Origin of the sequence: Cerasicoccus maritimus, assembly GCA_031296935.1 — a bacterium.
Taxonomy (GTDB): Bacteria; Verrucomicrobiota; Verrucomicrobiia; order Opitutales; family Cerasicoccaceae; genus Cerasicoccus; species Cerasicoccus maritimus.
On the sequence record JAVDPD010000019.1, the window covers coordinates 89878 to 95957 of the forward strand.

7 protein-coding genes and 2 tRNA genes are annotated in these 6080 nt (G+C 55.1%); 3 read left to right on the forward strand and 6 right to left on the reverse strand.

Going from position 1 to position 6080, the window contains the following annotated elements:
• Nucleotides 1-38: 38 nt before the first annotated feature.
• Both RBB62_RS12910 and rpsO read right to left on the reverse strand, forming a co-directional pair.
• Entirely contained in the window at nucleotides 39-272 is a 234-nt protein-coding gene (locus tag RBB62_RS12910; protein WP_309399323.1) for a hypothetical protein, read from the reverse strand.
• Between the two features lie 147 nt (nucleotides 273-419).
• Nucleotides 420-692 (reverse strand): 30S ribosomal protein S15, encoded by a 273-nt coding sequence (gene rpsO, locus RBB62_RS12915; RefSeq protein WP_309399324.1) that lies wholly within the window; start codon nucleotides 690-692, stop codon nucleotides 420-422.
• A gap of 517 nt (nucleotides 693-1209) precedes the next feature.
• On the opposite strand from rpsO, the gene RBB62_RS12920 reads away from it, so the two are divergent.
• Nucleotides 1210-1887, forward strand: a complete 678-nt coding sequence (locus RBB62_RS12920) for a hypothetical protein (RefSeq protein ID WP_309399325.1) — start codon at nucleotides 1210-1212, stop codon at nucleotides 1885-1887.
• Between the two features lie 121 nt (nucleotides 1888-2008).
• On the opposite strand, the gene RBB62_RS12925 is transcribed toward RBB62_RS12920, so the two are convergent.
• The 4 genes from RBB62_RS12925 to rpsB all read right to left on the reverse strand — a co-directional run bounded on the left by RBB62_RS12925 (nucleotide 2009) and on the right by rpsB (nucleotide 5597).
• Nucleotides 2009-2710, reverse strand: coding sequence for a hypothetical protein (locus tag RBB62_RS12925; protein WP_309399326.1), 702 nt, complete (start codon nucleotides 2708-2710; stop codon nucleotides 2009-2011).
• 59 nt (nucleotides 2711-2769) lie between these two features.
• A complete protein-coding gene (locus RBB62_RS12930) occupies nucleotides 2770-4026 on the reverse strand; it encodes an aminoacetone oxidase family FAD-binding enzyme (protein ID WP_309399327.1) in 1257 nt (418 codons plus the stop codon).
• Nucleotides 4027-4095: 69 nt separating this feature from the next.
• Complete coding sequence (tsf, locus tag RBB62_RS12935; protein ID WP_309399329.1) at nucleotides 4096-4692, reverse strand: translation elongation factor Ts; 597 nt, start codon at nucleotides 4690-4692, stop codon at nucleotides 4096-4098.
• Nucleotides 4693-4727: 35 nt separating this feature from the next.
• Nucleotides 4728-5597: a 30S ribosomal protein S2 gene (gene rpsB, locus RBB62_RS12940; RefSeq protein ID WP_309399330.1), complete on the reverse strand. Its 870-nt coding sequence runs from the start codon at nucleotides 5595-5597 to the stop codon at nucleotides 4728-4730.
• Between the two features lie 279 nt (nucleotides 5598-5876).
• Between rpsB and RBB62_RS12945 the strand changes: the two genes are divergently transcribed.
• A tRNA-Met gene (locus tag RBB62_RS12945) sits at nucleotides 5877-5953 on the forward strand.
• Between the two features lie 54 nt (nucleotides 5954-6007).
• Nucleotides 6008-6080 (forward strand) — tRNA-Met (locus RBB62_RS12950).

A 6080-nucleotide genomic window follows, 5' to 3' on the forward strand; every position in this document is an offset into this window, starting at 1 on the left:
GGATCGGACGCGGTCGCGGACATGTTTCTTTTTGGGTTTTATGATGAAATGGTTTTACGGAGAGTGGAGTAGTGGACGAGCCAGTAGAAGGCGGCGCCGATGATGCCGGAAATGAGCGTCATGAGTCCCCACAATGCGGGTGAGTCCAGAAAGAGCCCTTGGCGGTTCCGAAATACTTTGGCGTCAAAGAAAATATATAGCGCCAGCCAGACATGAAGCACGATGAGCAATAAGGGGAACAACAAAGTAATTAATTGCAGCCAATTGATCATTGGGTGGGGCTAATTAAAAGAAATAGCGGGCGCGGCGTAACCGGGCCCGCTATTGCGGAATTTAAAAGAACTGTCGTTGCTTTAGAAGGCGTTGAGCCATGCTAAACTTTGGGCAATGCCCAACCGTTGGGTGCAGCGGCACGCTGCCTAGCGGCGTAGGCCGAGGCGCTGAATAATATTCTTATAGCGCTCGAGGTCGTTCTTGCGCAGGTAGTTGAGCAGCTTGCGGCGCTTGTTGGTCATTTGGATCAGACCGCGACGGGTGTGGAAGTCCTTGCGGTGGGTGCGCAAGTGCTCGGTGAGGTGGCTGATACGAGCAGACAGCAGAGCGATCTGGACCTCGGGCGAACCGGTGTCGCCGTCCTTGGTTTTGTATTCAGCGATGATCTTATCTTTATCGATTGCGGTGGAACTAGCCATTGTATTGATTACTGTTTTTCACGAACGCCGGGACCCCGAAATTGCTCGGAATCGCATTTCCCGCGACGCGCCGGAAATGCCGTTAACAACCCGTGCTAACGGGCTGGGCTCGAGGAAGCGAGACTACGGCAAGCAGACTGGCTTCTAACGCAAGGCGAGAGAAAATCAGCATTTTGCGCCGAAGTTCAAGCTTTTTGTGCGTTCGTTTGGGCAAAGTTTTAAACGGCTGAACGGAGAATGTGCTCCAATAAACTCTTTTCTTGAGGATTTTTCAGCTGTCTATGACGTATTCGCCAATTAGCCGCAAATCGGCCCTGCTGTGGGCGTAATTTACACCCGTGAAATTACTGACAATTTGAGGGCAGGCTAGGGGGATGGCCCTGACGTCGCTGAAGTTTTACAAATCCTTCAGCAGGATAAAACTTTGTGTTTTGCTCAGGTTTTGATAAGGTTTTTTCCGTCGGAGCAGATGGAATAGCACCCATGCATCATTCTCACAATTATACCAACGCAAACCATGAAAACCAAAAAACGCTACCTATCCGTTGACGAGCTGCTTTATCTGGCTCAAGCCCCCAAGTCGCTCATTCTTGAAATTCTCAAAACCCCCTCAGCCCAACATCACCTGATTGAAATCGACGCCTTCACCGCTTGGGATAAGGAGCGGCAGCGCGATTACCTGGTGGCTAAGCATCGGCTCCAGGAAATCATTGCCGACGGCACGCGCTATGAGAACATGGAAGTCGACCTCTCGAACTTACAGCTCGAATCTTTACCTCCTGAAGTGCATTTTGTTATTCGCCGCGCCAAGCGCTTCCGTTTGAATCTCTCAGGTAACCAGTTTAGGCAGTATTTTGAGATTCGTCGCGCTATTACGCGGGATTCGCATGATCATGGCATTCCGTTTGATGCGATCAATCTCGATGGTAATCCGATTCAAGACCTGTCGTTAGAGATGATCGAGCGCGGCAAGATATCGGCGCACTATCTGGAAGAATACTGGCTACGCCATTGGGCGAAGCCTTTCACTATCGCCGAAAAGGTGACGCGCACAATGGAACTCCAGCGCTTCACTGGTCAGGATGTGGTCAATGCCCTCAAGCTAATGCTCGATATGACGGGCGCCTCGCACGCTGCCACGGTTTATACAGATGATGACCGCAGTGACGATCTCCTTGAGGCAATCAGTGCGTAAAAAACTTTCGCATAGCGCGAATAGCAGTGGTTAATGAGAAAGGGACGCTCGACGACGGGCGTCCTTTTCGCAACGTGCCGTTGCATCCTGAGATTGGCGCAGTGCGCCAATGGCGGAAGGCTTACTGCGTTATGCCGGCTTCCTTGGGGGCGACTTTCTCCGCGGAGGAGGTGTTGTCGAACTTACCCGCCATGATGTGGCCTGGGGCGTAGGCGTATTTCTTAAACTTACCGTCGCCAAACACAATGATGTCTACCCAGCCGGAATTGTAAACGATGGTGATGCGGTTGCCCTCATGACGCCAGACGCCCGTTTCGCCAAAGACGCCTTCTTTGCCGCCACTGTAGCTGCTGCGCGCGGTGCGATCGGGCTTGGTGATTAGGTAAAAGGTGTCACCGTTTTCATCGTCGAGCTTCCATACACCGACGAAGTTTTCTTCGCTAACGGGTGCAAAGAGCGGTTGGTTGATCACTTGCTTGGCGGCGGAGGTATTGGAAGGCTCTGCCTTTAGGGAGCTGATTGGGCTGTAGCCGTGCTTGGTGTAGCTGCCGTCGTCGTTTTTGATGATCGAGTCAGCCCAGCCGCTATCATATAGAATGGTGATGACATTGTCGTGGCGGTGCCAGTAGCCGACTTCGCCGAGAAAGCCATTGTCGCCCTTGCTGTAGTTGGTGCGGGCAAGATTGCCCTCAAAGAGTTTGATCAGGAACGTGCCGCCTTCGCCGTCACCAACTTCCCATACTTCCGGCAGGGGCTTGTCGGCGTGAGCGGAAAGTGTCGCGAGCAGTAGGGGGATCGTGAAGAGTATCAGTAGTTTTTTCATGGAGATGAAGGGATTGAGTCGCCAACTATGCGTTGATTGCTCCTTTAGGTCTAGTCATTTCAGGCGCACTCAAAGTCTGCTTTTCCCGCGGCTTGAGCGCCGGCGATCCAGCCCGTGGTCCAGTCGATCTGTAGGTTGAGCTCAGGGGAGATGGCGGTGGCGTTTAGGACGTCCCCCACGAAGAACAAGTTGGGTGTGATGCGGCTGGCGAGGGTGCGGAAGTCGATCTCCTCGCTGGCCACGCCGCCGAGGACGCTGCTGATGCCGCGCACGTTCTTTTTTTTGACGACTTCATAGTCGCCGGAAGCAAGCTCACGCACCAGCGCTGAGCGCTGAGGCGGTGTCAGTGAGCCCCAGGATTCCTCTCCCTTGAGCTTGGCTGTCGCGACGAGATTATGCCAGAGCCGAGATGCAATTTGCGGGTGCTCCAGCGCCCCAATTTTGCCATTTGGAAATTGGCGTAGTTGCTCATCGATTAACTTGGCCGCAGCTCGGGAGCCACCAGTGAGCCAACTGATGCGCAGTGGAAACCGATATTGCAGCTTGTTTAAATAGTCTGTCTGTTGGGCAGATAGCTCCCAGGCGGCTGGGCCGCTGATGCCCCAGGGCTCGAGTCTGACAATGCCCGCAGCGCGGCGATCGGTTTCGCCTATGCGCAGCTCGCAGTGACTGGGGAGCGTCTCGGTAAGGCCACGCAGACGCGGATCGTCGATCGTTTGAAAGCCAGTTAGCGCCGGGTAAAGCTCGGTGACGCTGTGCTTGAGGTCAGTCTGGATGATGCGCTTGAAGGCGCTGCTAATCAGTCCGCCGCCCGCAACGATTAAGCGGTCCGCCTGTAGGGTGCGCTCATCGGCCAAGGTTAACCAGAAGCCGCCAGTTGACTTAATGTCGATTGCGCGCGGCGCGGCTTTGGTGAGCACATTGACGCGGAGTTTGGCGAGCTGTGCTTGGAAGAAGTTGGCAATGTCAGCGGTGGTTGAATTCGCCAGGCATACGCGGCCATCGTCGTTGATGACGAGCGTTTGGCCGCATTCTTCGAGCCAGGCTTCGAAGTCGCCGGGACCATAGCGGGTGAAGGGGCCGATGAGTTCTTTTTCGCCAGCTACGAGCAGCGCAGCGAGCTCGGCAGGGTCCCAGATCTCGCGGGTTAGCCCGCAGGCAAAGGGCTCGCTGTTGCGCCAGGTGGGGAGGGGGGCGTCTTCGGCCAACAGGGTTACTTTGGCTTCAGGGGCGGTAGTTGCGGCGCTGATGGCGGCAAAAACGCCAGCCGGGTCTGCTCCGGCAATGATGATGTGAGGCGGGGTGTCTTCGCTCATGCCAAGAAAAAGCCTTCGCTCCCGAAGGAACGAAGGCCTGAAAAACTAGTCGTGAAACCGACGCATTGCTTATTCGCCGATTTGGAAACGGGCGAAGCGGCGGATCTTAATGTTTTCGCCAATGCGCTGGATGTTCTCCGTGAGGAGCTCCTGGATCGTCTGATCCGGGTTCTTCACGTAGGACTGTTCGAGCAGGGCTACGGTGGAGATGTACTTGTCGACCTTGCCCTTCACGATGTTCTCGATGATATTGGCGGGCTTGCCGGCAGCCTGGGCTTCGGCGACTTCACGCTCCTTGGCGATCACGTCTTCCGGAATCTCTTCGCGGCTAACGGCGAGCGGGACTGGGTTGGCGGCAGCGATGTGCATCGCGATGTCGCGAGCCAGGGCCTGGTAAGCGTCGTTCTTGGCAACGAAGTCGGATTCGCAGTTGAGCTCGAGCAACACGCCGACCTTGCCGCCGGTGTGGATGTAGCTGGCTACGGTGCCTTCGCTGGCGTCACGGCCTGCCTTCTTGGCTGCCTTGATCGCGCCGTTCTTCTTAAGGTGATCGATCGCTGCTTCTTGGTCGCCGCCGGCTTCGACAAGCGCCTTTTTGCAGTCCATCAAACCGAGGCCCGTGCGCTGACGGAGCTCGTTGACCATAGTTGCGGTAATTGCTGACATGGTTTTTCTAACGTTCGGGTTTTAATCGGTGGAAATTATTCTTTTTCCGCAGCGGGTGCTTCTTCAACTGGTGCTTCGGGAGCAGCTTCTTCAGCGGCGGGAGCAGACTTTTTCGGATCTTCGAGAACGATGTCGTCGGCGAAGGTCACTTCCGGCTCGTTTTCGGTGAAGTCCTGGCGAACGATCGGGGTCACGCCTTGCTGCGGTGCATTGCGCACTTCGGTGCGGCGGGCGAGGCCGTTTTGGATCGCTTCCATGATGACTTCCGTTACGAGACGGATGGACTTTACGGCGTCGTCGTTGCCCGGGATCGGGAGGTCGACGATGGTTGGGTCGGAATTGGTGTCGACGAGAGCGATGACCGGGATCTTGAGGCGGCGAGCTTCATTCACAGCGATGGCTTCGTTCTTCACGTCGATGACGAAGAGAGCCTTCGGGATGCCCTTAATTTCGAGCATGCCTTCAAAGTTACGGTGCATGCGGGCCATTTCGCGACGGATCGCGGCTTGTTCCTTGCCCGGCAGCTTTTGCAGGGAGCCATCGGCTTCCATGCGCAGGTAGCGCTTATATTTCTCGAGGCTGGCCTTGGAGGTGGTCCAGTTAGTGAGGGCACCACCCATCCAACGGTTCACTGCGAAAGGCATGTTACAGGTCGTGGCTGCTTCGCGCAGGATTTCCTGAGCTTGGCGCTTGGTGCCAACAAACATAATGTCTTCGCCGCTGGCGACGAGCTCTTCGATGAAGGCGTAGGCCTTTTCGAGGAGGGCGTAGGTCTTCTCCAGATTAATAATGGAGATGCCGTGGCGGTGGTCGAAAACGTAAGGCTTCGATTTCGGATTCCAGCGACGGGTCTGGTGGCCAAAGTGGACGCCTGCGTCCAGGAGGTCTTTTACAGTGATATTCATTTTGATCTGTCTCCGTATTCGCGCCAGCCCCGGCATTGGGCGAACCTTGGATAATAGGGCGGCTCATCCGTTACGGACTCGCCATTGTTTCTTATCGGGTTGATAAACCAAAGCGGCCCGGGAAGACGCCTTGGCAAAAGTTGAAGGGCGGAAGACTAGGCGCTGTCAGGCCTCTGGCAAGCAGGAAAAGTATTGTTTTTTGACGATTGTGAAAAATACTTTGAAATTTCTCTTGCATGAGGACGGCGCACCCGATTTGTTCCTGAGCTTTCCATTTGATGCAGGGTGGAGCAGCCCGGTAGCTCGTCAGGCTCATAACCTGAAGGTCGTCAGTTCAAATCTGGCCCCTGCACCCAATTTTGGAAGCTGGTTGTTGCCCAACTGGCTTAATTAATTAACTAATATATTGATGCAGGGTGGAGCAGCCCGGTAGCTCGTCAGGCTCATAACCTGAAGGTCGTCAGTTCAAATCTGGCCCCTGCA

Coding starts and splice junctions, on each gene's coding strand:
- RBB62_RS12925 (WP_309399326.1), bottom strand. CDS start 2,710: ATGAAAAAACTACTGATACTCTTCACGATCCCCCTACTGCTCGCGACA.
- tsf (WP_309399329.1), bottom strand. CDS start 4,692: ATGTCAGCAATTACCGCAACTATGGTCAACGAGCTCCGTCAGCGCACG.
- rpsO (WP_309399324.1), bottom strand. CDS start 692: ATGGCTAGTTCCACCGCAATCGATAAAGATAAGATCATCGCTGAATAC.
- RBB62_RS12910 (WP_309399323.1), bottom strand. CDS start 272: ATGATCAATTGGCTGCAATTAATTACTTTGTTGTTCCCCTTATTGCTC.
- RBB62_RS12930 (WP_309399327.1), bottom strand. CDS start 4,026: ATGAGCGAAGACACCCCGCCTCACATCATCATTGCCGGAGCAGACCCG.
- RBB62_RS12920 (WP_309399325.1), top strand. CDS start 1,210: ATGAAAACCAAAAAACGCTACCTATCCGTTGACGAGCTGCTTTATCTG.
- rpsB (WP_309399330.1), bottom strand. CDS start 5,597: ATGAATATCACTGTAAAAGACCTCCTGGACGCAGGCGTCCACTTTGGC.